The sequence below is a fragment of the Curtobacterium sp. MCBD17_034 genome, from assembly GCF_003234515.1.
Classification (GTDB): domain Bacteria; phylum Actinomycetota; class Actinomycetes; order Actinomycetales; family Microbacteriaceae; genus Curtobacterium.
On record NZ_QKTN01000001.1, the window covers coordinates 298,916 to 325,164 of the forward strand.

Below are 26,249 nucleotides of genomic sequence, written 5' to 3' on the forward strand. Positions count from 1 at the left end.
CGGTCAGCGCGATGTGTGACGGCTCAGAACAGCTTCGCCGAGGCCCGTCGGGCGCCCTCGCCGAGCGACTCGAGCTTGGCGGCGGCGATCGAGGGGTGGACGCGGCCGCCCAGACCACAGTCGGTCCCGGCGATGACCCGCTCGCGGCCGACGAACTCGGCGAACCGCTCGATCCGCTGCGCGACCAGGTCCGGGTGCTCGACGACGTTCGTGGCGTGGCCGACCACACCCGGGATGATCACCTTGCCGTCCGGCAGCTCGGTGTCCTCCCAGACGGTCCACTCGTGCTCGTGGCGGGCGTTCGCGGCCTCGAACGAGTAGGCGCTCGCGTCGATGTCGAGCATGAGGTCCACGATGTGACGGAGTTCGATGTCCGTCGTGTGGGGTCCGTGCCACGAGCCCCAGCACAGGTGGAACCGCACGCGCGAGGTGTCCAGGCCGCGGAGTGCGTGGTTGAGGGCCTCGACCCGGATCCGGGTGAACGCGCGGTAGTCCTCGACGCTCGGCTCGGGGTTGATCTGGTCCCAGTTCTCGGCGATCGAGGGGTCGTCGATCTGCAGCGAGAGCCCCGCGTCGAGGATGATCCGGTACTCCTCACGGAGAGCGTCGGCCCAGGCCCAGATGTGCTCTTCCTCGGTCGCGTAGTACTCGTTCGCGACGCGGGCACCGGAACCGGGCGAGAGCGCGGTGATGAACCCGTTGTCGACGCCGTTCGCCTCGAGCGCGTGCTTGAGGTTCGCGGCGTCGGTGCGGGCGGCCTCGTGGCCCGTGTAGACGATCGGCCCCGTCGTCGTGGGGAACGCGGTCGCGTTCTTGCCGACCCCGATCCCGCTCTCCGGGTCCTGGTAGGCGTCCCGGAAGGCGATCCAGTCCCGTCGGTCGGGGAACGAGGTCAGGCGGACGTGCCCCGGCTCCGAGCGGACGGGCTCCTGCGTGAAGATGTTCTCCTCGGTCAGGGACAGGCCGCTGACGCGCTGGAACGAGTAGCCCCACCAGGCGCCGTAGTCGACCGAACTCGACATCGCCTTGCCGTACTCGCCGTCGCCGGGTTGGGTGATCCCGAGCCGGACCTGCCGGGCGACCACGTCGTCGACGGCCGCACTCGTCAGGGCGCGGACCTCGTCGGTGGTCTGCAGGGTGAACCCGTCCTCGGCGAGCGGTCGCGCGGCGTTCGCGGCGATGAGCTCGGGGGTACGGGGAAGGGAACCGGCCGTGGTGGCCTGGATGTGTGTGGTGTTCTCGAATGACATGCGTGCGCTCCTCGGGGACGGAGTCGTCGTGCGACTCCCTCGGGCAGTGGGACGTCGCAGGCGTGCGCGGCGGCCGTCCACGACGGGAGCGGTCGACGCCGCGCGCGAGGCTTCGCGTGGTGCGCTGCGTGGAGGCAAGCGTGCCACGGGTCCGGCGCCGCACGGCATCTGTTACGCCACGCGACGGACGCGATCGCCGACGCCACCCGAACTGGGGTCAAGCGCGATCCCATCGGTCCGCGGACCCCGCATCGAAGGCATGGCGAGAAGTGCCCGGCGCTCGGCGTCGGGGAGCCCCCAGGGCCGAGGGCGCACCCGTTCGGGTCGGGTCGCCGTCGCCTCGGGGCCGGTCCGTTCGGGTGACCGGCCCCGGGGGCTTCGTCCGGACGACGGCTCCGCTCCGTGCCGGAGGCGCGACGACCACCCCTGGTTGCGGGTGATGACGCGTCGGGAGCGCGCTGACAGAATCGGGAGCGCCTTCCCCGGAAGCGCCCCGACCACGCGCCATCCCGTCCAGAGGACCTCCATGCACGTCGAACCCGCTGAGCGCACCGTCGTCTCCGCGGACGGCACCGCGATCGCGACGTCCACCACGGGCAGCGGGCCGGCGCTCGTGCTCGTCGCCGGGCCGTTCGACCACCGCGCCTTCGGTGCCCTCACCGAGACCGCCACGGCCCTCGCCGAGCACTTCACCGTCACCTGGTACGACCGCCGTGGCAGGGGCGAGAGCGGTGGCGGGCTGGCCGAGGCGCAGCGCGAGGTCGAGGACCTCGAGGCCGTCATCGCCGCTGCGGGCGGGCGACCGTCCGTCGTGGGCCTCTGTGCCGGCGCCGGGTTGGTCCTCCTGGCCGCTGCGGGCGGAGCGCCGATCGAGCGAGCGGTCGCCTGGGAGCCGCCGTACCGCGCGTCGGTCGATCCGCGGTTCCCGGACCCCGAGCGCATCACGGCCCTCGTCCGTGGCGGTCGTGCCGCGGCAGCGGTGCGGTTCTTCCTGCGTCGGGTGCTCGGCACGCCCTGGCTCGCGCCCGTCGTCCTGCGGATGCAGCGCCCGGCGTGGGCCGGTCTGCTCGCCGGTGCCGCGACCCTCCCGAACGACGTCCACGTCATGACCGGATTCGCCCTGCCGACCGAGGTCCTCGCCCGCATCACGACGCCCGTGCTCGTCATGACCGGCGGATCGAGCCCCGACTGGCTCAAGCTCGCGGCCCACGCGGCGGTCGAGGCCGTGCCGGGGTCGGAGCACACCGTGCTGCAGGACCAGGCGCACGTCGTCAACGGTGCCGCGCTGGCCGAGGGCGTCGTCCCGTTCCTCCTGCGGGAGCGGGTGGAGGAGCCCGACCCGCTCGGCTGACCTCGGTCGGCGCGTCACCACGGAGCGCGTCGGTCCGCCTCCGTCCCTCGGCGTTCGCCTGGGAGGATGGACGGATGACGACCCCTCCGCGCCTCGGTCTGCTCCTCGACGTCGACGGTCCGATCGCCAGTCCGGTGTCGCGGACGATCGCCATCCCGTCCATCGTCGAGGACCTCGTGGCACTGGCGGCCCAGGGGATCCCGGTCGTCTTCAACACCGGGCGCAGCGACGCGTTCATCCGCGAGCAGGTCGTCGGGCCGTTGCTCGCCGGTGGTCTCGCGCCCGGTGGTCGGGTGCACGCCGTGTGCGAGAAGGGCGCGGTCTGGTGCTCGATCGACCCGCGGTTCGACGGCGGGATGAGCGCGATCGAGGTCGCCGAGGACCTCGCGCTCCCGGTGGACTTCGCCGACGAGATGCGCGCCCTCGTCGCCGACACCTTCGCCGATGTCGTGTTCTACGACGAGACGAAGCGGGCGATGGTCTCGATCGAGCAGCGGGTCGACGTCCCGAGTGCGACGTTCCTGGCCCGGCAGCCCGACCTCGACGCCCGCGCGATGGACGCCCTCGTCCGCCGCGGGTACGGGGTGCGGCGACTCGACGACGTCCGCCCGGCCGACGACGGCAGCGTCACCTGGCGCATCGACCCGACGATCATCTCCACCGACATCGAGTCCGCCCGCACCGGCAAGGACATGGGAGCGGAGCGTGCGCTCGAGCTCCTGGCCGATGACGGCGCCCTGCCCGCGACCTGGCGCACGGTCGGTGACTCCCGGAGCGACTACGCCATGGCGGACTGGCTGCACGAGCACGGGCACGACGTCGCGCACGTGGACGTCCGCCCGGCTGACGGTGTGCCCGAGACCCCGTACCCGGTCCTCACCGCGCCCGACGGCGTCATCCACGACGAGGCGGGAGCCCGGTTCCTGCGCACCTGGGTCACGGCCCCCTGACGAATCCGCCCGGTCACCGGCCGCGGGGCACGACCCGATCCGGCGCCCGTCCCACGCGCACCAGCGCGAGGCCGACGGCCGTCAGGACGAGCAGCACCGCGCACACCCGCACGGCCAGGATCGCCGCCCAGCCGAGCACGCCCTCCGCGCTCGATCCGACCAGGAGGAGCGGGGCAGCTCCGACGATCGTCACCAGCCCCGCGACCGCCAGCAGTGCGACGCGCAGTCCCCGTGCGATCCCCGCGGGCAGTCGTCGTGTACGCGGTACCGGGGGCGTCCGGCGCAGCCAGAGCACGAACGCGACGGCGAGCACGAGCATCCCACCGACCGAGCACGCGTTCTGCACGAGGTCGTACACGGGGTGGCCGTGGATCAACGCACGGAGGACCGCGAGCCGCGCGACCGACCACCCGTGCCGGTGCGTGAACGAGTCCCACGCGACGTGGCTGTAGACGCCGGCGATCACGGTGGCGAGCACCAGCGCCAGCCGACCCACCCGCGCGGCGGGCGTCCGGGACCGGAAGGCGGACCACGCACTCGTCGGGTCGTCCCAGGACGCGGGCAGTCGGTCGTGCACCGACCGGGGTTGGATCGCGGTGAACGCCCACCGGAGCCCGAAGGTCCACGCGGCCAGGGCGATGAGTGCGACCGGCGTGGACACCGTGAGCGCGCCGAGCGCCGAGTGCGTCACCCCGTACGCGGGCAGCTCCGGGACGAAGAGCACGGCGTCCGGTGCCATGGCACCGACGGCGAGGGCTGCTGCGGGAACCCGGGTCCCGCGGAACGGCAGCGCCACGATCGTGTGGCTGACGGTGAACGGCATGCGCGGATGATGGCACACCGGCACCGGGAGGAACCGGGCCGGGGTTGCGCGACACCCGTGGATCAGCCGCGACGTCGAACCGTCGGGGGACAGACACGCTGAGCGGACTCCCGGAAATGGGAGCCCGGGCAGGAGCGCGCGGGTACGGTCCGGGCCATGAGGACCACGAAGATCACGAGCGCGGCCATCGTGGCCGTCGCGTCTGCACTCCTGCTCACCGGCTGTCACACCGCGGGCACCGGGGGCGCGCAGAACCAGGATCCCGTCGGCAAGGTCCCCGGCTCCCAGCAGCAGCAGACGAACCCCGCGCAGCGCAACGGGTCGAAGTGCCCCGTCGCGAACGTCGACGTCGTCGAGCAGATCAACCACGCGCTCGGCACCCACGACGACATCGACTTCGCCGACACGTGGAAGACCACGGGGGGTTGGTACATCGGTGCCTCGGTGGCGCCGACGAACGGCCAGGACGACCCGAACGAGGACGAGGTCGCCGTCTGGGTGACGACGAAGAACCCGACCATGGCGAAGGGGCAGACCTTCGACGGCACGATCTACGCCGTGAACGCCGCGGCGCGCAACGGCTCGTCGTCGCCGAACGCACCCGCGGGCTTCACCGCGTCGTCGTCGGACGCGAAGACCGTGATCAGCTGCATCGTCGAGGACATCGACCACTGATCCACGCGGGTCCGCCCGCGCAACGACTCTGAGCGCCGCGGCCGGCCACGAGCCCCGCGGCGCTCAGTGCTGTCTGCGGCGCTCGCCACTGTCCGGGGGTTCAGTGCTGACACCGCGGACACCAGTAGGTGTCCCGCAGCGACAGCGCGTCCTCGCCGAGCGTGCCGTACCGGATCCGCGTGCCGCAGCGGAGGCACGGCTTGCCGTCGCGCCCGTAGACCCAGAATCGCTGCCCCGGCCGGGTGTTCCCCGTCGTGACGCGGTTGGAGCGGTCGCGGTTCGCCACGATGAGCCGTTCCGCGAGCGCCACCACGCGCGTCGGGTCGCTGACCTCGCCGACGGGCCGCGTCGGCAGCACCCCGCGGAGGAAGCACAACTCGTTCCGGTAGACGTTGCCGAGCCCGGCCATGACCCGCTGGTCGAGCAGCGCGAGGCCGATCGGCCGTGCGGGGTCCGCGACGAGGTTCGCCTCGGCGCGCGCCGGGTCCCAGTCCGGCCCGAGCAGGTCCGGGCCGAGGTGCCCGACGATCGTGTCCTCGTGCTCGCGGGGGACGATCTCGAGCACGCCGAGGGTGAACCCCACGGTGGAGACGCCCTCGGCGTCGAGGACGGCGCGTGCCTGGTGTGCAGGGCGCCGCCAACGGTCACCCGGCGCGTAGACGTCCCACCGGCCCTCCATCTTGAGGTGCGAGTGGACGGTGACGTCGCCGATGCGGTGCAGGATGTGCTTGCCGCGCGGGACGACCTCGTCGACCACGCGCCCGGTCAGGTCGACGGTCGCGAACGCCGGTACCCGGAAGTCGGTGCGCGTCAGGACCTTGCCGGCCAGGGCCGCGTGCAGCTTGTGGGCCGCGCGGTAGACGGTGTCGCCCTCAGGCACGGAGTCGCAGTCCCTGTGGCGTGGCGGTGAACCCGGCGTCGCGCAGCAGGTCTCCGAGCGGCGTCTCGAGCACGAAGGTCCCGTCGACGCGCTCGACGGCGAGGCGCCCGAGCCCACGGCGCACCGTCGCGGCGATGGACTGCGCGGCGGCGGCGAGCACGGGTTCGTCCGGGGTGAACGTCAGCACGCTCTTGCCGCCCCGCTCGACGTACACGGCGAGGCGGCCGTCGACGATCGTGACGAGTGCACCGGCCTTGCGTCCCGGCCGGTGTCCGCGCGAGCCGTCCTCGTCCGTGTCGCCCGCCGGCCAGGGCAGCGCCGCACCGAACGGGTTGGCGGGATCGGTCGCGGCGAGGGTGATCGCCACGCGACGGCGCTCCGGGTCCGCCTCGGCGGCGTCGATGTCCTGGCTGTACGTGCGGAGTCGGTCGACGGTGGGCCCGGTCGCGAACTGCGCCGCGCCGAGGCCCTCGACGAAGTAACCGCGACGGGCACGCCCGGTCTCCTCGAACCGGGCGAGCACGCGGTACACGCCGGCGAACCCGCCTCGGACGCCCTCGACCTGCACGGCACCGCGGGTGACGACGCCGTGCCGCTCGAGCAGCTGTTCGGCGAGTGCGGCGGCCCGGACGGTCTGGTCGGGCTCGGCGAGGGGGAGGAGCGACCACCGGCCGCCGACGGTCGGCGGCCCGGACTGTGCAGGCAGGGTCGGCCGTCGTCGGCCACGGTAGGCGCGCGTGCGGGGCGCGGCGGCCCGGGTGCGACCGCCGATCACGGACCGGAGCGGCGCGAAGGTGTCGTTCGTGATCTGCCCGGCCCACACGAGGTCCCACAGCGCCGTCGCGAGGGCCTGGTCGTCCGTGCTGCCGACGGACTGGGCCAGCTGTCGGAAGAAGTACGCGCCGCCACCCGCGAGCGCCCCGAGCACGTCGCGCTGCAGCTCGGTGGTGTCCGCGCCGGACGGTTCGGCGAGCGTCGTCGAGGCCGTGTCCGCCAGGTGCAGGCGCACCCAGCCGTCGTTCCCCGGCAGCGACCCGCCGCCGGACCACAGGACCTCCCCGGTCGCGGTCAGTTCGTCGAGCATCGCGGGTGTGTAGTCGACCACGCGGCTCGGCAGCACCAGCGACTCCCACGCGGACGCCGGGACCGCGACGCCGGACAGCTGGTCGACGACCTGCAGCACGCCGTCGACGCCGCGGAGGCCCCCACGGGTCTCGGGTGTGTGCACGTGCTGCCACGCGGGCAGGAACCGGGCGAGCGCGTCGGCGGACACCGGTTCGACCTCGTGCCGGAGCGCGGCGAGCGACCGCGTCCGGATGCGCCGGAGGACCTCGGCGTCGCACCACTCGGCACCCTGACGGTCCGGGCGGAACTCGCCCTCGACGACGCGCCGGTCCGCGACGAGGCGCCGCAGGACGTCCGTGACCACCGCGACCCCGAGGCCGAGGTGGGTGGCGGCCTCGCCAGCCGCGAACGGCCCGTGGCTCCGTGCGTACCGGCCGACGAGGTCGCCGAGGGGGTCGGCGACCGGCTCGACGAACGCCGTCGGTACGCCGATCGGCAGGGCGACCCCGAGGGCGTCACGGAGGCGCGAGGCGTCCTCGATCACGGACCACCGCTGCTCGCCCCGGAACGTGAAGCCGAGGAGTCGGCGGTCCCGCTCCAGGTCCGTGAGGGTCGTGGTCATCGTCGCCCGGGCGTCCGCGGCGGCGGACTCGGACGTGGCGGCGGCGTCGGCGAGCCAGCTCCGGGCCACGCACTCGTCGAGGTCGAGCGGTCCCACGAGGCGGAGCACGTCGACGAGCCCCTCGGCGTCGCGCGCGCGGCGGTCGGGTGACAGCCGCTGCAGGTCCGCCTCGACGCTCACGAGCACGCCCGGGTCGAGGAGCTCCCGCAGCTCTGCACGACCGAGCAGTTCGCCGAGCAGGGTGGCGTCGAGCGACAGCGCCGCGGCCCGACGCTCGGCGAGGGGCGAGTCGCCCTCGTACATGAACGCCGCGACGTACCCGAACAGCAGGGAGCGCGCGAACGGCGACGGCTGCTCGGTCTGGGTCTCGACGATGCGGATGGACCGACGCGCGATGTCGTCGGCGATGCCGAGGAGGGCCGGCACGTCGTAGACGTCCTGCAGGACCTCGCGCACGGTCTCGAGGATGATCGGGAACGTCGGGAACTTGCGCGCGACGTCGAGCAGTTGCGACGCCCGCTGGCGCTGCTGCCAGAGCGGCGACCGCCGGCCCGGGTCACGGCGCGGCAACAGGAGCGCGCGAGCGGCGCACTCGCGGAACCGCGCGGCGAACAGCGCGGAGCCCCCGACCTCGTCCGTCACCAACGCGTCGAGGTCGTCGCGCTCGAACACGAACAGCTCGGAGCCGGGAGGCTCGGCGTCGGTCTCCGGGATCCGCACGACCACGCCGTCGTCGCTGGCCATCGCGCCGCCGTCGATCCCGTACCGCTCGCGCAGGCGCGCCCCGACCGCGAGTGCCCACGGTGCGTGGACCTGCATGCCGAACGGCGAGTGCAGGATCATCCGCCAGTCGCCGAGTTCGTCCCGGAAGCGCTCGACCACGAGCGTCGTGTCGGTCGGCACGTGCCCGGTCGCCTCGCGCTGCTCCCGGATGAACGTCAGGAGGTTCGTCACGGCGCGGTCGTCCAGCCCGCTGCCCGACACCCGGGCCCGGGCGTCGTCCGGCGCGGCCGTGTCGAGCTCGCGCACGTACGCGCCCATCGCCCGGCCGAGCTCCGCGGGGCGGCCGATGCCGTCGCCCTTCCAGAACGGGACGCGTCCGGGCTGGCCGAACGCGGGACTGACGAGCACGCGGTCGTGCGTGATGTCCTCGATCCGCCAGCTCGTCGCCCCGAGGGCGAAGACGTCGCCGACGCGGGACTCGTAGACCATCTCCTCGTCGAGCTCGCCGACGCGCGATGCCTTCTCGCCGACCATGAACACGCCGAACAGACCGCGGTCCGGGATCGTGCCACCGCTCGTCACGGCGAGGCGTTGGGCACCCGGACGCCCGGTCATCGTCCCGTGCACGCGGTCCCAGACGAGCCGGGGGCGCAGCTCGGCGAACTCGTCGCTCGGATAGCGCCCGCTCACGAGGTCGAGGGTCGCCTCGAACGCGGAGCGCGGCAGGCCGCTGAACGGAGCACTCCGCCGCACGAGCTCGAACCAGTGCTCGACGTCGACCTCGTCGAGCGCGACGGCGGCCACGGTCTGTTGGGCGAGGACGTCGAGGGGGTTCGCCGGTACCGCGATGGACTCGATGGCGCCCTCGACCATGCGCTCGACGGTGACCGCACTGTGCACGAGGTCGGCGCGGTGCTTCGGGAACAGGACGCCCCGCGAGACCTCGCCGACCTGGTGTCCCGCCCGGCCGACGCGCTGCAGGCCGCTCGCGACCGAGGGTGGTGCCTCGACCTGGACGACGAGGTCGACCTCGCCCATGTCGATCCCGAGCTCGAGCGAACTCGTCGCCACGACGCACCGCAGGCGCCCCGACTTCAGGTCGTCCTCGATGATCGCGCGCTGGTCCTTGGACACGGAGCCGTGGTGGGCGCGGGCCAGGACGGGGACGGCGTCGTCCGTCGTCGCGCCGCCGCCACCGGCCGTCTGTCCGGAGCCGCCGATGAGCTGTGCGGGCGGTCGTCGCGGTGTCGCGCGTCCGTCGTCCGAGCCGGGTCCGTGCTCGGCGGCCTCCCCGGCGTCCGCGGCGACGGCGACCAGGGCCTCCTCGGGGGCGCCGACCAGCCCGAGCCGTTCCTCGTGGATCTCGTTGAGCCGTGCCGTGAGCCGCTCCGCCAGGCGCCGCGAGTTCGCGAACACGATGGTCGACCGGTGGGCCTCGACGAGGTCGACCACGGCCTCCTCGACGTGGGGCCAGATCGAGCCGTTCGTCGGCGTGGCCGTCGGGTCGTCACCCGCGGCGGGCTGCCCGAGTTCGGCCATGTCCTCGACCGGGACGACCACGCGCAGGTCGAACGTCTTCTGGGCGGGCGGCGCGATGATCTCGACGGGAGCCCGACCACCGAGGAACCGTGCGACCTCTTCTGCCGGGCGGACCGTGGCCGACAGGCCGATCCGCTGCACCGGACGCTCGAGCAGGTCGTCGAGGCGCTCGAGGCTCAGGGCGAGGTGCGCGCCCCGCTTCGACGCCGCGACGGCGTGGACCTCGTCGACGATGACGGTGTCCACGTTCCGCAGGGTGTCCCGGGCTGAGGACGTGAGCATGAGGTAGAGCGACTCGGGCGTCGTGATGAGGACGTCGGGCGGCGTCCGCTGCAGCAGGCGACGGTCGGCCGTGGGGGTGTCCCCGCTCCGCACGCCGACGGTGACGTCCGGTGGCTCGAGTCCCAGACGCTTCGCCGTCTGCGTGATGCCGACGAGCGGGCTGCGGAGGTTGCGCTCGACGTCGACGCCGAGCGCCTTGAGCGGGGACACGTACAGCACGCGGGTCCGTGCCCGCGGATCGGGCTGCTCGGGCGCCGTGATGAGCCGGTCGATCGACCACAGGAACGCCGCGAGGGTCTTGCCGGACCCGGTCGGCGCGACGACGAGGGCGTGGCGCCCGGTCGAGACGGCGTCCCACGCGCCGGTCTGCGCGGCCGTGGGCGCGGTGAACGCCCCGCGGAACCACGCGGCAGTGGGCGGCGAGAAGCGGTCGAGCACGTCGGTCATGTGCGGCCCATCATGCCCGCGACGCCCGACATCCGGCCGGGAGGCCCGACCCCGCCCACGTGCTCCGACTCGCCTCCGGACGGAGCCCGGCCGGGCCCGACGCGGAGCGCCCCTGAACCCGGCTCCCCGTGCCGGCACCCGCCCCGGCTCCTCGTCGACGGACGACGGCGACGACGCATGAGACATCGTCAACGCATTGCACGATACGGCAGGGCGCGAGGTCTCGCATCCCCTCGACCCGTCGCCAGGCCGTCGCTCCCGCCGCACGTCACGCCGTGGCCCGGGCTGGCGGACAGCGCGCTTCAGCCGTCGTCGCCGCCGGCCGCGTCCCCGTCGCTCGGCTCCGGCACCAGGTGCAGCCCCTGTGCCGAGTTCGCGGTGGCGGTGAGCGCTGCGACCCACGCCCGGTTGAGCGAGGGTGGCCGTGACCCGAAGTACTTGAAGTACAGCGGGATGGACGGGTCGATCCACACGCTGCTCCGGCCGTCCCCGACCGAGGAGTCGTCGCGCCACGAGAACAGGAAGCTCTCGCGTCGCCGGAGCTTGGCGATGATCACGACGCTGAGGTGCGCGAGCGTGCGGTCGTCGAATCCGATCTCGACCACGTTCACGCCGTACACGAACTTGCCCATGGCGTCTCCCTCCGGTGACCGACCGTCGGGATCGGTGGCGGTCCCGTGCCGATCAGGATGCTCGCTCGGCCGGAAGTCCGCCCCAGGCTTGACGGCCCGCGCAGTAACGACATATCGTTGACGCATCGCGATACCGCGATGAACGCGACGTGAACAGGAGGTCGACCATGCGATCCATGCATGACGACGAACACGGCCACGACGGCCACCACCAGGGCCGCAGAGGCCCCTGGGCCGCACGCTTCGGCGGCGCCCGGGAACACCACCAGCACGGCGGCGGCCGAGGCGGCGCGGGAGCGCCGTTCGGACCCGGCGGCTTCGGTCCCGGCGGCTTCGGTCCCGGCTTCGCGCCCGGCTTCGGCTTCGGGCGAGAGGGCCGGCGCGCACGCCGTGGCGACGTCCGCCTGGCCGTCCTCGGACTGCTCGCGGACGGCGCCGAGAACGGCGAGCCGTACAACGGCTACGGCCTCATCCGCGCGATCGCCGAGCGGACGGGAGGGAACTGGCGTCCGAGCCCGGGGTCGGTCTACCCGACCCTCCAACAGCTCGTCGACGAGGGTCTGGTGCGCGCCGTGGGCACCGACGGGCGGAGCACCTACGAGCTGACCGACGCCGGCCGGGCCGAGGTCGAGGCGCGCTCCGCCGACATCGCTCGGGCCTGGGAGACGAGCCCGAGCGGTGTCTCGGACACCCAGCGTGCGTTCGCCGAGGGGCTGCAGAAGCTCTTCGGGGTCGTGCACCTCTACCGCTCCGGAGCGTCGGAGGCGCAGCTGGCCGCGGCGCGGGACAAGATCGACCAGCTCCGCCGCGAGCTGCTCCAGATCCTCGCGGAGTGAGCCGGCGCCACGGGTCCGATCCACGGACCCGACGCGGACCGGCGGCGGTGACCGCCCGCGTGCACACCGTGCCACGCGTGCCGGTCGCCGCCGTCGCTCGTCCTGCCTGGTAAGAACGGACCATGGCCTCGTTGCGCACTCCCGACCCCGACTCCGGCTGGCTGTCCGACGAGGAGCTCGCGTCGATCCGGCGCCGACTCCCCATCTGCTACGTCGAGGCGCTGCCCGTCCGCACCGACGGACTCGGTGTCGTGACGGAGGTCGGCGTCCTCCTCCGGGTCAGCCCGAGCGGATCGATCGCGCGCACGCTCGTGTCGGGCCGCGTGATGTACGGGGAGTCCCTGCGGAGCGCGCTGTTCCGTCACCTCGAGAAGGACCTCGGTGCCATGGCGTTCCCGCAGCTGCCCGCGAGCCCGACGCCGTTCACGGTCGCCGAGTACTTCCCGCTGCCCGGCGCGTCGGTGTACACGGACGACCGGCAGCACGCGATCTCGCTCGCCTACGTGGTGCCCGTGACCGGCACGTGCGAACCCCGCCAGGACGCCCTCGAGCTCACGTGGATGACCCCGATCGAGGCGGCGAGTGACGCGGTGGCGGCCGAGATGGAGGGTGGCCGCGGCTCCCTGCTCCGCGCCGGGCTGGCGTCGGTCGGCGCCCTCATGTGACCAGGGGGCAGCACCCCCACACCACCGACACCCGCGACCGCTGCCGGCGCCCCAGCTCGGGAACGACGAACGGCTCGGGAACGACGGACGGCCCCGACGATCATCGATCGTCGGGGCCGTCCGCAGCCGTTCTCCGGCTTGGTCCTACTTGTCCTTGAAGCTGTCCGCGACACCGTGCGCGGCGTCCTTGACGTCCGTCACACCCTGCTTCGCAGAGCCCTTGGCCTGGTCGGTCTGGCCCTCGGTCTTCAACCGGTCGTCGCCGGTCGCGTCGCCGAACGCCTCCTTGGCCTTGCCGAGGAGCTTCTCGCCGTTGTTCTTCATGTCTTCCGTGCCTGCCATGGGCTCTCCTTCCGTCGGGGACGGTTGCCGTCCGGGCCACGTCGTGACCAGGACGCCGCTCACCGTACGCGGATGGGAGGACGTGCTCCCAGCGGGTTGCCAGCGATCAGTCGCGCGCGGATCCGGCCGGACGGGAGGCCCGGCGCGAGCCCGTCCGGCGGGCCGGCTTCTCGTCGTGCCACGGCTGGGCGGGCCGCCCCGTCTCGGACGAGTACACCGCGGCCGAGCCGCCACGCGTCACGGAGGACTGTGCGCGGCGACCGCCGCCGGACGTGTGGCCGGTCGACCGCGAGCCGGCCTGGCCGCCACGGCGGGGCTCGCCGCGACGCGCGTCCGAACGGTGCCCGGCCTCGTCACCGGAACGGGTCCCGGCGGACCGCTGCGGACCTCCCGATCGACCCTGCGTCGGTTCCCCGGTGGCGGTGCCCTGCCCGGTCCCGCGACCGCCGCGGCGACGGCGACGCCCGGCGCCCTCGGTGGCCGAGGCGGCCACCGCGTCGGCGACGGAGCGCGTGGCGCGCTGCGGCTGGCGCTGCGTGGGCGCGGCCTCGGCGACGTGGCGGATCGGAGCGACGTCCCCGACGAGCTCGGTGACCGCGGCGGACCGTGCGGTCACCTGCTGCGGGCGCGCGCCGATCGACGCCTTCTTGAGCATCTGCGCGACGTCGCGGCGCTGCTCGGGGAGCACGACCGTCACGACGTCACCGGCGGACCCGGCACGGGCGGTGCGGCCCGAGCGGTGCAGGTACGCCTTGTGCTCGGTCGGCGGGTCGACGTGCACGACGAGCTCGACACCGTCGACGTGGACACCGCGTGCGGCGACGTCGGTGGCGACGAGGACGAGCGCGTCACCCGATGCGAAGCGCGCGAGGTTGCGATCCCGCTGCGGCTGCGACAGGTTGCCCTGCAGGTCGACGGCGGGGATCCCGGCCGCGGTCAGCGACTTCGCGAGGCGCTTGGCGTGGTGCTTCGTGCGCATGAACATGATGCGACGGCCCGAGCCCGAGGCGAGCACCTGGACGAGGTCCTTCTTGTCGTCGGCCCCGGACACCTCGAAGATGTGGTGCGTCATCTGGTCGACGTGCGACGAGGCGTCGTCGACGGAGTGCATGACGGGGGAGTGCAGGAACTGCTTGACGAGCTTGTCCACGCCGTTGTCGAGCGTGGCGCTGAAGAGCAGTCGCTGACCATCGGCCGGGGTGGCCTTCATGATCCGCGTGACAACGGGCAGGAACCCGAGGTCCGCCATGTGGTCGGCCTCGTCGAGGACGGTCGCCTCGATGCCGTCGAGCTTGACGTGCCCCTGCTTCATGAGGTCGTCGAGTCGGCCTGGGCAGGCCACGACGATGTCGACCCCGCGCGAGACGGCATCGACCTGACGGCCCTGGGAGACACCGCCGAAGATCACGGTGGTGTTGAGGCCCATCGCCTGGGCGAGCGGGGCGAGCACGGCGTCGATCTGGGTCGCGAGCTCTCGGGTCGGCGCGAGGACGAGCGCGCGGGGGTGGCCGCTCCGGCGACGGCGCTGGTCGCCGGCGAGCCGGGCCACGAGCGGGATCGAGAACGCGAGGGTCTTGCCGGAGCCCGTGCGGCCGCGGCCGAGGACGTCCTTGCCGGCGAGGGTGTCGGGCAGCGTGTCGACCTGGATCGGGAACGCGCCGGTCTTGCCCTGCGCGGTCAGGACGTCGACCATGGCGGTCGGGACGCCGAGTTCGGCGAACGAGGTGGTGGGGGCGTCCGTGTCGGTGGACGCGGGAACGGTGGAGTCGGAGGTCACGAGGGCCTTTCGGATGCGCACGGCCGACGGCCATGCGGAGCGGGACGCCGGCGCGGACGCGCGGGCGGGTTCGCCGCAGTGAGCCAGGCACGGCCCTCCGTTCTGGAGGCCCGGTGCACGATACGCATCGGTCCGGCCGACCATGTGGCCGGGGACCGGGAGAGTCTCGGGGGCGTCGTACGACGCACAAGGCAGTGGAACGCCTCGAGTGCCCCCATCATATCGCCGTCGGCACCGGAGGGCCAGGGCGACGGGTGTCGGACCGCGTCGGACGGGTGCGCGCTCGGCGCGTCAGGCCTGCCAGCGGTCCCGCAGCGCCGCCACCGTCTGGTCGAACGACAGGCCGTCGTGGCGGGCCTGCTCGGCGAGGACCCGAGCGGCGGCGTCGACCGCCTCGGGCACGGCGGCAGGCCGGACCACGCGGGTCCCACCGCCGCGCGCCGTCGTGACGAGACCGGCCTCCTCGAGCAGCCCGTAGGCCTTGGCGACGGTGCCGGGCGCGAGCCGGAGTTCGCCCGCGAGGCCGCGCACGCTCGGCAGGCGCTCACCGTCGACCAGGTAGCCGGCGGCGATCTGCGCGGCGATCTGCGAGCGGACCTGTTCGTACGGCGGGACCCGTCCGCCGGCGTCGATCGCGACGAGGTGCCCGGTGCCGCTCACCGCACGTCCTCCGCCGCCACCACGCCGGAGCGCTCGCCCACGGGGATCGGGACGGGGACGGTGTTGCCGGGCGGCGCGAGGGGGCACGCCCATGCCGGGTCGTAGGCGCACGACGGGTTGTACGCGAAGTTGAGGTCGACCACGAGGGAGTCAGGGGTGCCACCGAGGTCCGCGCCCTTGATCGTGTCGAGCAGGTAGCGACCGCCGCCGTACGTGCCCCCGGGGCGTCCCGCGTCGGCGTCCTTGACGGGCACGAACAGCCCACCGCCGTACCCGGCGTGCGCCCAGACGTCGAGCGGTCCGACGTCGGGGACCCGGACCAGGCCGACGCGGTCGAAGGCGACGATCCCGTCGGTGCCGGTCGGGACGTCGAGGTGCGCGGGCTCGGTCGGCTCGACGGCGAGCTCGAACCGCCAGGCGGGGTCGTACGCCGCCACGGGCAGCCCGGTGAACCCCACGGTGTCCTCGGGGAGGAGCGGGCTGGCGGGGTGCTCCGCGAACATCGCGTCGCGTCCGGCCCGCCACAGCGCGTGCGCCTCGGCCGGGTCCCCGACCGCACGGACCCGGCGGTACAGGTCGAAGGTGCTGCGCCGCCAGTCGATCGTGGCGAAGGTGGCGGCGGTCGTCTCGTCCACGGCGGTGCTCGCGTCGGTCACGGGAGCGAGGGTACGCCCGTCGGCGATCCGGTGCCCTCCGTCGTCCACAGGGCGCACCGGCCGCGCCCGGCTCTGGTCGGCGTCTCCGGAGGACGGGGGATCAGACGCGGGATCGGCCGCGCGCCGCCCAGGTCGGCGCGAGCATCCGCATGCGCAGGCCGCGCCACTGCCACACCACCCACATGCCCGGCCACAGCGCGACGCCGAGCCCCCACGGCCGCGTGCGGTACACGAGCCGATCGTGCAGCAGGGTCCGTCCGTCCGCGGTCGCCGTGGCCGCCATCCGGTGCCGGATCGTCATGCGCGCGAACAGGCCGGAGATCCCGCCGCCGACGTCGCGCTGCACGGGGACGCCGTCGACCTCGTACCGCTCGAGGTGCACGTGGGTCGCACCGCTCGGCAGCACGCCGAACGCGTCCGCCCGGACCCGGTGGGGATCGTCGGGGGTCCACCGCTCCGGGAACCCACCCGGTTCGAGCGACCGGTACACCAGCAGGGGGCGGGTCACGGCGACCATCACGGCGGGGTCGAGCAGGGCCTCCCGGACCGTGGCGACCGGGGCGTCCAGCACCACGCGGAGTCCGACGTGCACGGTTGCCTCAGGCGTGCCGGCCGGCGTGCCGACCCTCGTGGCGGCTGCCCGCGCGGCGGTCGTGGGCGGCGAGCCGCTCACGCAGACCGAGCCGGACCGTGGGCCACTCGTCGTCGGTGATCGAGTAGACGACGGTGTCGCGTCGACTGCCGTCCGGCCCGAGCCGGTGGTTGCGGAGGACGCCGTCGAGCTTCGCGCCGAGCCCCTCGATCGCGGCACGCGACTGCCGGTTGTGCCAGTGCGTGCGGAACTCGACCGCGATGCACTCCCAGACGTCGAATGCGTGGGACAGCATGAGCAGCTTCGCCTCGGGGTTGACGCCCGTGCGCTGCGCCGAGCGCGCCAGGAACGTCGCGCCGATCTCCACGTGCCGGTTCAGCTCGTCGACGTCGAGGAACGTGGTCGCCCCGACGACCCGACCCGTCGGACGGTCACGGATGGCGAACGGGACCATCGTGCCCGCCGCGTGCTCGGCCAGCCGACGGTCGATCTCGCCCTCGACCTCGGCCGGGCGGGGTACGGACGTGTACCAGGTGCGCCAGAGGTCCCCGTCCGCCACCACGGCCCGCAGGTCGTCGGCGTGCTCGTGTCCGAGCGGCTCGAGCGTGACGCGGTCGCCGATGAGGGTCGGGATCGGGTCGATGTCCATGCGGCGATGCTAGTCGTCGCGGCTACAGTGACGGGGTGCACGAGCGTGGACAGACGAAGTACCAGGTCCGGTTCGGGTGGGGCGCCGCGGGCGCGGGTCGCATCGCCGCCGACGCCCACGTGCTCGTGTGGGTCGACGTCCTCCCGACATCGGAGGTCCGGGCCGTCCTGCCGCTCCTCCCCGCGGGCCCCGAGGTCGTGCACGCGGGACTCGCGGACGCGGACCTCGTGGCGGAGCGGGTGCTGGGCCTCCAGGCCGCACTCGGTGACCGGTGCGTCGTCGCCGTGGTCGGCGCGGGTGTCGACGACGACGCGACGGCCGGCGGTGCGGCGCCGTCGCTCGAGGACGCCGGGGAGGCCGTGGCCGATCCCGCCGGCGCACCCGAGCCCGCCGTCGAGGACCTCCTCGCCGCCGGCGCGGTGGTCGACGCGCTCGCCGCTCGGGGCATCGACCACACGTCGCCCGAGGCCGCCGCGGCCTGCGCCGCGTACACGGGCCTGCGGCGTGCCGTCCGGCACCTCCTGACGGCGTCGGTGAGCGCGACGATGCTCGACGCGGTCGGCCGTCACGACCTGGTGGAGGCGGCGCTCGCCGCCCCCGCGACGCTGCGGACCCTGCGCGCCGGGGGCGCCGGCGGCGGACGGGAACACGGTCGCCGCGGGTAGCGTTCCATAACGGGAACGCGGTCGCCCGGGCCGCGGACCGATCGACCCAGGAGGAACCATGAAGGCCGTCGCCAACGGCACCGTGATCGCCGAGGCCCCGCAGGAGGACCTCATCCAGATCGAGGGGAACTGGTACTTCCCGCCGGCGAGCGTGCGGACCGACCTGCTCGAGGAGTCGGACACGCCGTACCACTGCCCGTGGAAGGGCGACACCCAGTACTTCACGGTCCACGCCGGCGACCAGGTCCTGCCCGACCGCGCGTGGTCGTACCCGGACCCGATCCCGTCGTCGTTCGACCGCGTCGGCAAGGACTACAGCGGCTACGTCGCGTTCTGGAAGGAAGTCCAGGTCACCGACTGACCTGACGCGTGCCCCGCGGCCGGATCCGGACGTCCCGGGTCCGGCCGCGCTGCGTGCGGGGACGGGGGCCGGAGGCCTGCCTGCGGGTCACCTCGGACGGCAGGCAGGGGCGCGCGGGCTCAGCCGTGCAGCGTCAGCCAGATGAGCGCGACGTTGAGCGCGACGATGACGACCGCGATCACCGACGCGAGCACCCGCGTCCCGATCGCGTTGACGTCCGGCCCCATGAGGCTCCGGCGGGACGTGTACGCGACGAGCGGCACGACGGCGAACGCGATGCCGAAGCTGAGGACCACCTGGCTCACCACGAGCAGGACGGTCGGGTCGACCGCGACCGCGAGGAGCACCAGGGCGGGCACGAGCGTCAGGAGGCGCCGGAGCAGCAGCGGTATCCGGACGTGCAGCAGGCCCCGCATGATCTCCGCCCCGGCCATGCAGCCCACCGAGGTCGACGCCAACCCCGACGCGAGGAGCCCGACCGCGAACAGCACGCCCACGACCGGACCCAGGTGTGCCGTGATCGCACGCTGGGCACCGGCGATCGTGTCGGTGCCCCCGACCCCTTGCAGTGTCGCGGCCGCCAGGACGAGCATCGCGACGTTGACCCCGCCCGCGACGACGAGCGCGAGCCCGACGTCCCAGCGGGTGGCGCGGAGCACCCGCCGGCGCTCGGTGCCCGGCGCGGCTGCCGCGTGCCGGTCCCGGCTCAGCGCGGAGTGCAGGTAGACGGCGTGCGGCATGACCGTCGCGCCGAGCATCGACGCCGCGAGCACGACCGACCCCGAGCCCTCGAACCGCGGCACGAGTCCCGCGAGCATCGCCGACGGTGACGGATCGGTGAACACGAGGCCGGCGCAGAACCCCACGGTGAGCACGGCGAGCATGCCCGAGACGACGACCTCGAACGTCCGGGCGCCCCGGCGGGACTGCACGGCGAGCACGACGACCGACACGATCCCCGTGACGACCCCGCCGACGAACAGCGGGAGCCCGAACAGCAGGTGGAGCGCCAGTGCGCCGCCGATCACCTCGGCGACGTCGGTGGCCGCCGCGACGACCTCGGCCTGGGCCCAGAACAGCAGTCGCGCCGGGCGGCGCATGTGCGCGCCGAGCACCTCGGGCAGTGAGCGACCCGTCACGATGCCGAGCTTCGCCGACAGGTACTGCACGACCACCGCGCTCGCGTTCGCCGCGACGAGCACCCAGAGCAGCAGGTACCCGTAGCGCGCGCCGGCGGTGAGGTTCGCGGCGACGTTCCCCGGGTCGACGTACGCGATCGCCGCGACGAACGCGGGCCCGAGGAGTGCGAGACCGCCCGCCCGCCGACGTTCCGGCCGCGGGTCGGTCACCGTGCTGCGACGCGCGCGCGGTGCGCGCGGACCTTCTCGCGGTTGCCGCACCGTTGCATCGAGCACCACCGCCGGGTGCCACCGCGCGACCCGTCGTGGAACACGAGTCCGCAGTCGGCGGCCGCGCAGCGGCTCAGCCGACCAGCGTGGTCTCCCTCGACGCCGTCGAACCCGACCTCGGTGAACAGCGCGACCGCGTCACGCGCGATGCTCGACAGGGCCTGCGCGAGTCGGACGCGGTTCGCACCGGCGCGACGACGCCCTCCGGCGAGGGTCGGCGGGACGTCGGGCAGGGCGGCGAACAGGTTGACGGTGTCGATGTCGTCCGGGCGCGGTCGGACCGGGCCGGCGGGTGCGCGGAGGCCCGCGGCCACGACGCTGCCGCCGGCCGTGACGACGGGCGGTGGTGCCGCGGCCACCGCGAGGCGGGCGATCGCGCCCCGGAGCTCGCGCGCGTCGTGCAGCTCACGCTCGCCGGCGCCGACGTCCACCGGTTCGGTGTGCTCGGACAACCACTGGTCGAGGTCGGCGGGCGTCGCGAGCAGTTCGCCGAGGTGCGCCCGCGGCCGGAGTCCGTCCGGGTCGTCGGCGAAGCCGCCCGTGTGGGCGAAGTCGAGCGCGATCCGGCCCGCGTCGAAGAACCACGTCCCGCCGGACTCGGTCCTGATCTGTTGCCCGGTGTGCACGGACACCACGCTAGTCGGTTACGTCGAAGCCGGTTCAGATCAAGCTGCGCGCTCGGGTGTGCGGCGCTGCCAGGTGATCCCGTGCCGGGGGTCGTATCGCCGCGAGCACCGCGCGCACGCCATCGGGCGGTTCGGGGTGCGGTACCGGAAGTGCTCGTGGCCGGCCGGGCACGTCCCGACCCACGGCGCGAGTTCGCTCGCGATGGGCCCGTCGTGCAAGCGCGAGCCGACGTACCCGATGGCCCCCGCTGCCCGTCGCCATGCCGGACCGTGGCCGGCGCGGGCACCCGCGAGCGCGTGGGCGACCTCGTGCAGGAGCACCTGCCGGACCTCTTCATCGGTCGAGCGCAGGGCGATGTACCGGCTGACGGTGATGCGGCGGCGGCCGAAGTCGCACTGCCCGGCGCGGGTCTTCGCGTTGTCGAGGTCGAACGACCAGCTCCAGGGTTCCAGGTGGGCGTCCATGACCGCGGCGGCGATCTGCCGGACGCGGTCGAGGTCGCTCACCGGGGCAGGTCCCTCCTCGCCGCGGCGGCACGCACGGCGTCGGCTGGATCCGAGCGTCGCGAGGACGAGGGATTCTGCAGGTGGGCACGCATCGCTTCCTCCACCGCGGCCTTGAGCGCGCTCGTCCGCTCCGGTGATGCCCCCGCGGCACGGAAGGCGTCGTGGGCGCGGTTGAGTGCGGCGCGGGCCTCCTCGTAGCGGTTCAGTTCGTACAGCGACCAGCCCTCGAGCTCGGCGGCGGCACCCTCGAGCTCGTACCACTCCTCGATCGCGGCGGTGCCCCGGGCGGTCGAGGCCTCGGTCACCGCGCGCTCGAACCGGCCGAGGTCGTGCAGCACGTGCGCGCGTCGGATGCGGGCGGACACTCCGTCGGCGCGGTCACCCGTGAAGAGAGCGAGGCGGAACCCCTCCTCGGCCACGGTGAGGGCCTCGTCGAGCCGACCGAGCAGCCGGAGCAGTTCGGCCCGCTCGGCGAGCGCTGCCGTGCTGCGGTTCTGGCCGAGGCGCTGTAGTCGCTCCTGCACGAGGGCGACGTCCACGGCGGGACGGAGGCTGATGGGCGCGAACGTGCTCCCGGGGCTGACTCCGGCGGTCCGCGGCCGCAGGTCCACCGGGTCGGTGTCCCGGAGGCGTCGGTCCGCGCGCGGGTCCCGGGGGCCGGTCGGGTCGGTCGGGAGGGGGCACATCAGGAACGAGGGTAGCCCCGTCGACCTGCGTGCGGGGTGCACTGCGCCCGCTCGGCGGCGACCGTCATCGCGTCGCTGCGGCGACGACGGCCGTGTAGACCGCGCCGAAGGCGATCGGCCCGAGCACGGCGACGACCACTGCGATGATCCCGAACACGCGGCCGCGGTCCTTGGCGATCGCGATGATGCCCTGCACGAGGGCCCAGATCCCGAAGGCCGTGCCCACGAGGGCGAGGAGACCGCCCGTCGCGATCCCCGCGAGCACGGACGGGTCCTGGCGGATCTTCGCCTGGAGCTCCGACTGGTCGACCACGCCGCCACCGCTGCGGATCTGGTCGGCGAGGCCGGGGATGTGCGCCAGGCCCTGGCCGAAGACGATCCCGCCGACGATCCCGAGCGCGAGCGCCACGATGCCGGCGATGAGCGCGATCACGCCGAGTCGACGGGACGGTCGCGCGCCGCCAGCGCTCGCCCACGCCGCGCTGCCGCCGGACGGCTGCCCGTAGGGGTGCTGCGCGTACGGCTGCCACTGCGGAGCGCCGTGCTGGGTGTCGCCCTGGTGCGGCTGGCCGTACTGGGGCTGGCCGTACTGCTGGCCGTCGTGCTGTCGGCCGTACTGCTGCCCGTCGTGCTGTTGGCCGTACTGCTGGCCGTCGTGCTGTTGGCCGTACTGCTGCCCGTCGTGCTGCTCGCCGTACCGGGGCTGCCCGTACTCCTGGCCGTCGTGCTGCTGGCCGTACCGGGGCTGGCCGTCCTGCGGTGCTGGGTCCTGCCGCTCGCCGTACCGGGGCTGTCCGTCCGGCTGCTCGCCGTACCGCGGCTGCCCGTCCCGCGGGGCCTCACCGTGTCGGTCGGCGTCGGGCTGCGGCAGGCGCTCCCCCCACCGGGGTGCGTCGCGGTCGTCGTTGCTCATGGCGGTTCCCCACTCGTCCGGGTCGGTGCGACGCCGGGGGCCCGGCGGCACTGCGCTCATCCTGGCAGGACCGGCGGCCGAGCGGCAGGGGACTCAGCGCCCGCTCGTGAACACGGACCGGTTCGGCTCCGGGGACCCGGTCGCGGTGTCGTCCGTCACGACGGCCGCACCGGCGATGAGCGCGGTGAGTTCGGCGCCGTGCACGACCTTGCTCGGGAGCGGGTCGGACGCGAACCGTCGTGGCATGTCGGCGAACGGCAGTTCGGTCGGCGAGGCGAGGAGCACCACGTTCCCGAACCGCCGCCCCTTGAGCATCCCCGTGTCCGCCACGGCCGCCACGGAGGGCAGCACGGCCTGCAGCGTCGCGAGCTGCCCGCGCACGAACGCCAGGCCGGCACCGTCCGCCGCGTTCACCGCGATGATCCCGGTGGGCGACAGGAGCGCGGCGAGCTCCCGGTGGAACTCGATGCTCGTCACGTGGGCCGGCGTCGTCGAGCCGCTGAAGACGTCGACCACGGCGAGGTCGACCGTCCCGGCGAGTCCCGCGGGCAGCCGTTCGAGCACGGCGCGGGCGTCGCCGTACCGGACCCGGATGGACGCGTCGCGGGGCAGGGGCAGCTCCTTGCGCACCAGGTCGACGAGGTCCCGCTCGAGTTCGATCACCTGCTGGCGGGACCCCGGGCGGGTGGCCGCGACGTACCGTGGCAGCGTCAACGCCCCGGCGCCGAGGTGCAGCGCGGTGATCGGCCCCGACGGCAGCAGGTCGATCGCGTGGCCGATCCGCCGCACGTACTCGAAGGCCAGGTGGGTGGGGTCCTCGAGGTCGACGTGCGACTGCGGGGTGCCGTCGACGACGAGCGTGTACGACCCCGGGCGGTGCCGGTCTGGCTCGATCACGGCGATGCCGGCACCGATGCGGATTGCGTCCTCCATGCCCCCATCCTCCGCCTTGCCCCGACGAGCACGATCACCACCCGCCTGCACCCCGGTCCCCACCCGGGGGTGGTGGGGCGTCCGCGACCCGATGACGAGGCTGGATCCCGGTGGTCACGGGAGCGTCCCGACCACCGGGAGGAGACCGTCGTCATGACGCTGCAGGCCATCGGGAACATCGCGCTCGGACTCGCGCTCGTCGCGTTCCTCATGTACCGCCAGACCACCTGGCGCCGCGTCGACCCGACCCGGGTCTGGCGGATGCCGGTCGTCCTGGCCGGCGTCGGCGTGCTCTCGCTCACGCACAGCGGCGTGGCCCGCGTCGGCACGGTGGACGTCGCGCTCCTCGTGGTCGAGCTCGTGCTGTCGGCCGCCGTCGGTGCGGTGATGGGCACGATGACCCGGTTCCGGACCGTGGACGCAGATCGCCCCGGGCGGCCGTCGTCCCTGGAGGCGCGGAGCGGCTGGACCGGCGCGGCGCTCTGGCTCGTCCTCGTCCTGGTCCGCGTCGGGATCGACGTCCTCGGGTCGCAGCTCGGCGCCGTCCTGCTCACCTCGACCGGGGTGGTCCTGCTCGGCATCGCGGCGAACCGGGCCGCCCGCGCGTTCGTCATCGACCGCCGGATCCCGCGCGGACCCCTCGTCCGGGCATGATGGAGCGGTGAACAGCGTGGGCCGCCCCGGCACCGGTTCGACCGACGCCCTGCTGACGGACCGCAACGGAGTCGGCTCCGCACTCAACCTCGTCGGCGTGGTCGTCGTCGCGTGGTCGACGGCCCGGTCCTTCGCCGGCGCGGACGTGCCCGTGCTCGTCGTGGTCGCCACCGGTGTCGCCCTGCTCGCGTGGGCCGTGCGGCTGTTCCTGCCCGGACGTGCCGGCCCGGCCGTCGCCGCGGTCGTGATGGTCCTCCTCGCCGCACCGGGCGTCATGGCGTCCTCGGCCGCCCTCGTCGCACCGATCATGGTCGCGCTCGTCGTCCTCGGGGCGGACCTCGCGCTGCCGGTGTGGCTCGGACCGTCGCTCGCCGGGGTCGCGACCGTCATCGTCGCGGTCGTGGCGGCCGTCGAGGGCGTCCCGGCACTGGTCCTGCTCGGCGTGCTCGCAGGGCTCGCGGTGGCGGTCCTCATCGGGGTCAGCCGGCGGCAGGCCCGGCTCGCCAGGCGCCGGGAGGAAGCGCTCGCACACCGCGTCGCCGAGGCCGAGGCCGAGCAGCAGCGGTCCGCGTTGCTCGCCGACCGGGCTCGGGTCGCCCGAGACGTCCACGACGTCCTCGCGCACGGACTCGGCGGACTCGTCCTCCAGCTCGACGCGGTCGAGGCCCTCCTCGAGGCCGGGCGGACGGCCGAGGGCACCGCCAAGGCCGCCGATGCCCGCCGTCTCGCCGCGGACAGCCTGGTGGAGGCCCGGCGTGCGGTCGCGGCGCTCCGCGATCCGGAGGGGAGGGACGGAGCCGCACCGTCCCTCCCCGCCGCGTCCCGCGCCGCCGTGTCCGGCAGCGACGTGTCCGGCGCCGCCACGTCCGGCCCTGTCGACGCCGGTGCCGCCGTGCCCGGTCCTGGCGCATCGGGCGGCGGGCTCGTGCCCCTCGTGGCCGCGCACCGCTCGTTCGGCGGCGCCGTGCTCACCGAGGGCGACCTCTCGCTGCGGGACCTCGACGACGCGCACCGCGCGGTCGTCGTCGCCGCGGCCCGGGAGGCCCTGAGCAACGCCCGCAGGCACGCGCCGGGTGCCACCGTGGAGCTCTCCGTCGTGCACGGTTCCGATGCCGTCGACGTGGTCGTCACGAACCCGCTCGCCAGCGGCGGCCACGGCCTGGTCGGCATGTGGGAGCGGTTCGCGGAGCTCGGCGACGGTTCGGCCGTCCGCGCCGGTCGCACGGCGGGGGAGTTCGTCGTGTCGATGCACGTGCCCCACGTGGACGGCGGCCCGCGCTCGTGACCCCGATCCGCGTCCTCGTCGCCGACGACCAGGCGATCGTCCGCGACGGGCTCGTGACGGTCCTGTCGCTCCTGCCCGACGTCGAGGTCGTCGGCGAGGCCGCCGACGGCGCCGCGGCACTCGCGCTCGTGGCGACGGAACGCCCCGACGTCGTCCTCATGGACCTCCGGATGCCCGGGGTCGACGGCGCGACGGCGACCGCGGCGATCCAGCGCGAGCACCCCGGGGTCCGTGTCCTCGTGCTCACGACCTTCGCGGACGACGCCTCGATCGTCACCGCGCTCCGTGCCGGGGCCCGCGGGTACCTGACGAAGGACGCGGGTCGAGCCGAACTCGCGGCGGCGGTCCGGGCCGTGGCGAGTGGGCAGACGACCCTGGACGCGTCGGTGGCGGCGCTCCTCGTGGCGAACCTGCCGGACGCGACCGAGCCGACGACGGGCCTCCCGGCACGGGCGGCGCCGCGGGCGACGGGCGCCGCGGATCCGGGGACCCACCCCCTGGCAGCGCCCTCGCGAGCGGCGGACCCGGCGACACCCGGGGCGCTCCGCACCCGCTGGCCGACGCTCACCCCGCGCGAGGCAGACGTGCTCGCGGCGATCGCGGCGGGTCGCACGAACCCGGAGATCGCCAGCGCGCTGTTCCTGACGGTCCCGACCGTGAAGTCGTACGTGAACCAGGTGTTCGCCAAGCTCGGCGTCCGCACCCGGGCCGAGGCGGTCGCGGTCGTCCTGTCCCCGCGCTCCTGACACCCCTCCGGCCCCGCCCATCCGAGCCGCCCCCCGGTGCGGAGCGTA

27 protein-coding genes are annotated in these 26,249 nt (G+C 74.1%); 10 read left to right on the forward strand and 17 right to left on the reverse strand.

Annotated elements, in window-relative coordinates:
• Window positions 1–23 precede the first annotated feature (23 nt).
• Window positions 24–1,250, reverse strand: coding sequence for a cobalamin-independent methionine synthase II family protein (locus DEI92_RS01470; RefSeq protein ID WP_111012097.1), 1,227 nt, complete (start codon window positions 1,248–1,250; stop codon window positions 24–26).
• Between the two features lie 526 nt (window positions 1,251–1,776).
• On the opposite strand from DEI92_RS01470, the gene DEI92_RS16400 reads away from it, so the two are divergent.
• Window positions 1,777–2,601, forward strand: coding sequence for an alpha/beta fold hydrolase (locus DEI92_RS16400; RefSeq protein WP_181434588.1), 825 nt, complete (start codon window positions 1,777–1,779; stop codon window positions 2,599–2,601).
• A gap of 74 nt (window positions 2,602–2,675) precedes the next feature.
• Window positions 2,676–3,551, forward strand: coding sequence for a hypothetical protein (locus tag DEI92_RS01480; protein ID WP_111012098.1), 876 nt, complete (start codon window positions 2,676–2,678; stop codon window positions 3,549–3,551).
• Between the two features lie 13 nt (window positions 3,552–3,564).
• Here DEI92_RS01480 and DEI92_RS01485 read toward each other — a convergent pair whose 3' ends face one another.
• On the reverse strand, window positions 3,565–4,374 hold the full coding sequence (locus DEI92_RS01485) for a DUF4184 family protein (protein WP_111012099.1): 810 nt from the start codon (window positions 4,372–4,374) through the stop codon (window positions 3,565–3,567).
• 156 nt (window positions 4,375–4,530) lie between these two features.
• On the opposite strand from DEI92_RS01485, the gene DEI92_RS01490 reads away from it, so the two are divergent.
• Window positions 4,531–5,049 (forward strand): hypothetical protein, encoded by a 519-nt coding sequence (locus DEI92_RS01490; protein WP_111011239.1) that lies wholly within the window; start codon window positions 4,531–4,533, stop codon window positions 5,047–5,049.
• 100 nt (window positions 5,050–5,149) lie between these two features.
• Here the strand turns inward: DEI92_RS01490 and DEI92_RS01495 are convergent, their stop codons facing one another.
• The 3 genes from DEI92_RS01495 to DEI92_RS01505 form a co-directional block, all read right to left on the reverse strand.
• Window positions 5,150–5,929, reverse strand: coding sequence for a DNA-formamidopyrimidine glycosylase family protein (locus DEI92_RS01495; RefSeq protein ID WP_111012100.1), 780 nt, complete (start codon window positions 5,927–5,929; stop codon window positions 5,150–5,152).
• Window positions 5,922–10,607 (reverse strand): ATP-dependent helicase, encoded by a 4,686-nt coding sequence (locus tag DEI92_RS01500; protein ID WP_111012101.1) that lies wholly within the window; start codon window positions 10,605–10,607, stop codon window positions 5,922–5,924. The genes DEI92_RS01495 and DEI92_RS01500 overlap by 8 nt, the downstream gene beginning before the upstream one ends.
• 302 nt (window positions 10,608–10,909) lie before the next feature.
• On the reverse strand, window positions 10,910–11,239 hold the full coding sequence (locus DEI92_RS01505) for an ATP-dependent DNA ligase (RefSeq protein ID WP_111012102.1): 330 nt from the start codon (window positions 11,237–11,239) through the stop codon (window positions 10,910–10,912).
• A gap of 167 nt (window positions 11,240–11,406) precedes the next feature.
• Between DEI92_RS01505 and DEI92_RS01510 the strand changes: the two genes are divergently transcribed.
• A complete protein-coding gene (locus DEI92_RS01510; protein WP_111049926.1) occupies window positions 11,407–12,075 on the forward strand; it encodes a PadR family transcriptional regulator in 669 nt (222 codons plus the stop codon).
• 122 nt (window positions 12,076–12,197) lie between these two features.
• Entirely contained in the window at window positions 12,198–12,740 is a 543-nt protein-coding gene (locus tag DEI92_RS01515) for an NUDIX hydrolase family protein (RefSeq protein WP_111011244.1), read from the forward strand.
• A 144-nt stretch (window positions 12,741–12,884) separates the two neighbouring features.
• Here the strand turns inward: DEI92_RS01515 and DEI92_RS01520 are convergent, their stop codons facing one another.
• From DEI92_RS01520 to DEI92_RS01545, 6 genes are all read right to left on the reverse strand, one after another.
• Window positions 12,885–13,082, reverse strand: a complete 198-nt coding sequence (locus DEI92_RS01520; protein ID WP_111011245.1) for a CsbD family protein — start codon at window positions 13,080–13,082, stop codon at window positions 12,885–12,887.
• 106 nt (window positions 13,083–13,188) lie between these two features.
• A complete protein-coding gene (locus DEI92_RS01525) occupies window positions 13,189–14,775 on the reverse strand; it encodes a DEAD/DEAH box helicase (protein WP_111011266.1) in 1,587 nt (528 codons plus the stop codon).
• Between the two features lie 375 nt (window positions 14,776–15,150).
• Complete coding sequence (locus DEI92_RS01530) at window positions 15,151–15,519, reverse strand: GntR family transcriptional regulator (protein ID WP_258369875.1); 369 nt, start codon at window positions 15,517–15,519, stop codon at window positions 15,151–15,153.
• Complete coding sequence (locus DEI92_RS01535) at window positions 15,516–16,175, reverse strand: DUF1684 domain-containing protein (RefSeq protein WP_258369876.1); 660 nt, start codon at window positions 16,173–16,175, stop codon at window positions 15,516–15,518. The genes DEI92_RS01530 and DEI92_RS01535 overlap by 4 nt, the downstream gene beginning before the upstream one ends.
• 100 nt (window positions 16,176–16,275) lie before the next feature.
• The gene (locus DEI92_RS01540) at window positions 16,276–16,767 is read right to left on the reverse strand and encodes a hypothetical protein (RefSeq protein WP_146249072.1); all 492 of its coding nucleotides are present in this window, start codon (window positions 16,765–16,767) and stop codon (window positions 16,276–16,278) included.
• Window positions 16,768–16,774: 7 nt separating this feature from the next.
• On the reverse strand, window positions 16,775–17,416 hold the full coding sequence (locus DEI92_RS01545; RefSeq protein WP_111012105.1) for a GNAT family N-acetyltransferase: 642 nt from the start codon (window positions 17,414–17,416) through the stop codon (window positions 16,775–16,777).
• 35 nt (window positions 17,417–17,451) lie between these two features.
• Between DEI92_RS01545 and DEI92_RS01550 the strand changes: the two genes are divergently transcribed.
• Both DEI92_RS01550 and DEI92_RS01555 read left to right on the forward strand, forming a co-directional pair.
• Window positions 17,452–18,081, forward strand: coding sequence for a hypothetical protein (locus DEI92_RS01550; RefSeq protein WP_111011249.1), 630 nt, complete (start codon window positions 17,452–17,454; stop codon window positions 18,079–18,081).
• A 58-nt stretch (window positions 18,082–18,139) separates the two neighbouring features.
• Window positions 18,140–18,442, forward strand: a complete 303-nt coding sequence (locus tag DEI92_RS01555; RefSeq protein ID WP_111011250.1) for a DUF427 domain-containing protein — start codon at window positions 18,140–18,142, stop codon at window positions 18,440–18,442.
• A 119-nt stretch (window positions 18,443–18,561) separates the two neighbouring features.
• Here DEI92_RS01555 and DEI92_RS01560 read toward each other — a convergent pair whose 3' ends face one another.
• The 6 genes from DEI92_RS01560 to DEI92_RS01585 form a co-directional block, all read right to left on the reverse strand.
• The gene (locus DEI92_RS01560) at window positions 18,562–19,791 is read right to left on the reverse strand and encodes an Nramp family divalent metal transporter (RefSeq protein WP_111012106.1); all 1,230 of its coding nucleotides are present in this window, start codon (window positions 19,789–19,791) and stop codon (window positions 18,562–18,564) included.
• Complete coding sequence (locus tag DEI92_RS01565; RefSeq protein ID WP_258368739.1) at window positions 19,788–20,477, reverse strand: CGNR zinc finger domain-containing protein; 690 nt, start codon at window positions 20,475–20,477, stop codon at window positions 19,788–19,790. Before DEI92_RS01565 ends, DEI92_RS01560 begins: the two co-directional genes overlap by 4 nt.
• Window positions 20,478–20,516: 39 nt before the next feature.
• Complete coding sequence (locus tag DEI92_RS01570) at window positions 20,517–20,984, reverse strand: SprT-like domain-containing protein (RefSeq protein ID WP_111012107.1); 468 nt, start codon at window positions 20,982–20,984, stop codon at window positions 20,517–20,519.
• Complete coding sequence (locus DEI92_RS01575) at window positions 20,981–21,670, reverse strand: hypothetical protein (protein ID WP_111012108.1); 690 nt, start codon at window positions 21,668–21,670, stop codon at window positions 20,981–20,983. The genes DEI92_RS01570 and DEI92_RS01575 overlap by 4 nt, the downstream gene beginning before the upstream one ends.
• A 64-nt stretch (window positions 21,671–21,734) precedes the next feature.
• A complete protein-coding gene (locus tag DEI92_RS01580) occupies window positions 21,735–22,583 on the reverse strand; it encodes a hypothetical protein (protein ID WP_111012109.1) in 849 nt (282 codons plus the stop codon).
• A 93-nt stretch (window positions 22,584–22,676) separates the two neighbouring features.
• Window positions 22,677–23,516, reverse strand: a complete 840-nt coding sequence (locus DEI92_RS01585; protein WP_111011255.1) for a spermidine synthase — start codon at window positions 23,514–23,516, stop codon at window positions 22,677–22,679.
• 153 nt (window positions 23,517–23,669) lie between these two features.
• On the opposite strand from DEI92_RS01585, the gene DEI92_RS01590 reads away from it, so the two are divergent.
• The 3 genes from DEI92_RS01590 to DEI92_RS01600 are packed head-to-tail and all read left to right on the forward strand — an operon-like array spanning window position 23,670 to window position 26,201.
• A complete protein-coding gene (locus DEI92_RS01590; protein ID WP_111048192.1) occupies window positions 23,670–24,170 on the forward strand; it encodes a hypothetical protein in 501 nt (166 codons plus the stop codon).
• A gap of 7 nt (window positions 24,171–24,177) precedes the next feature.
• Complete coding sequence (locus DEI92_RS01595) at window positions 24,178–25,455, forward strand: histidine kinase (protein WP_111012111.1); 1,278 nt, start codon at window positions 24,178–24,180, stop codon at window positions 25,453–25,455.
• On the forward strand, window positions 25,452–26,201 hold the full coding sequence (locus DEI92_RS01600; RefSeq protein WP_111012112.1) for a response regulator transcription factor: 750 nt from the start codon (window positions 25,452–25,454) through the stop codon (window positions 26,199–26,201). Before DEI92_RS01595 ends, DEI92_RS01600 begins: the two co-directional genes overlap by 4 nt.
• The last annotated feature ends 48 nt before the right edge of the window (window positions 26,202–26,249 follow it).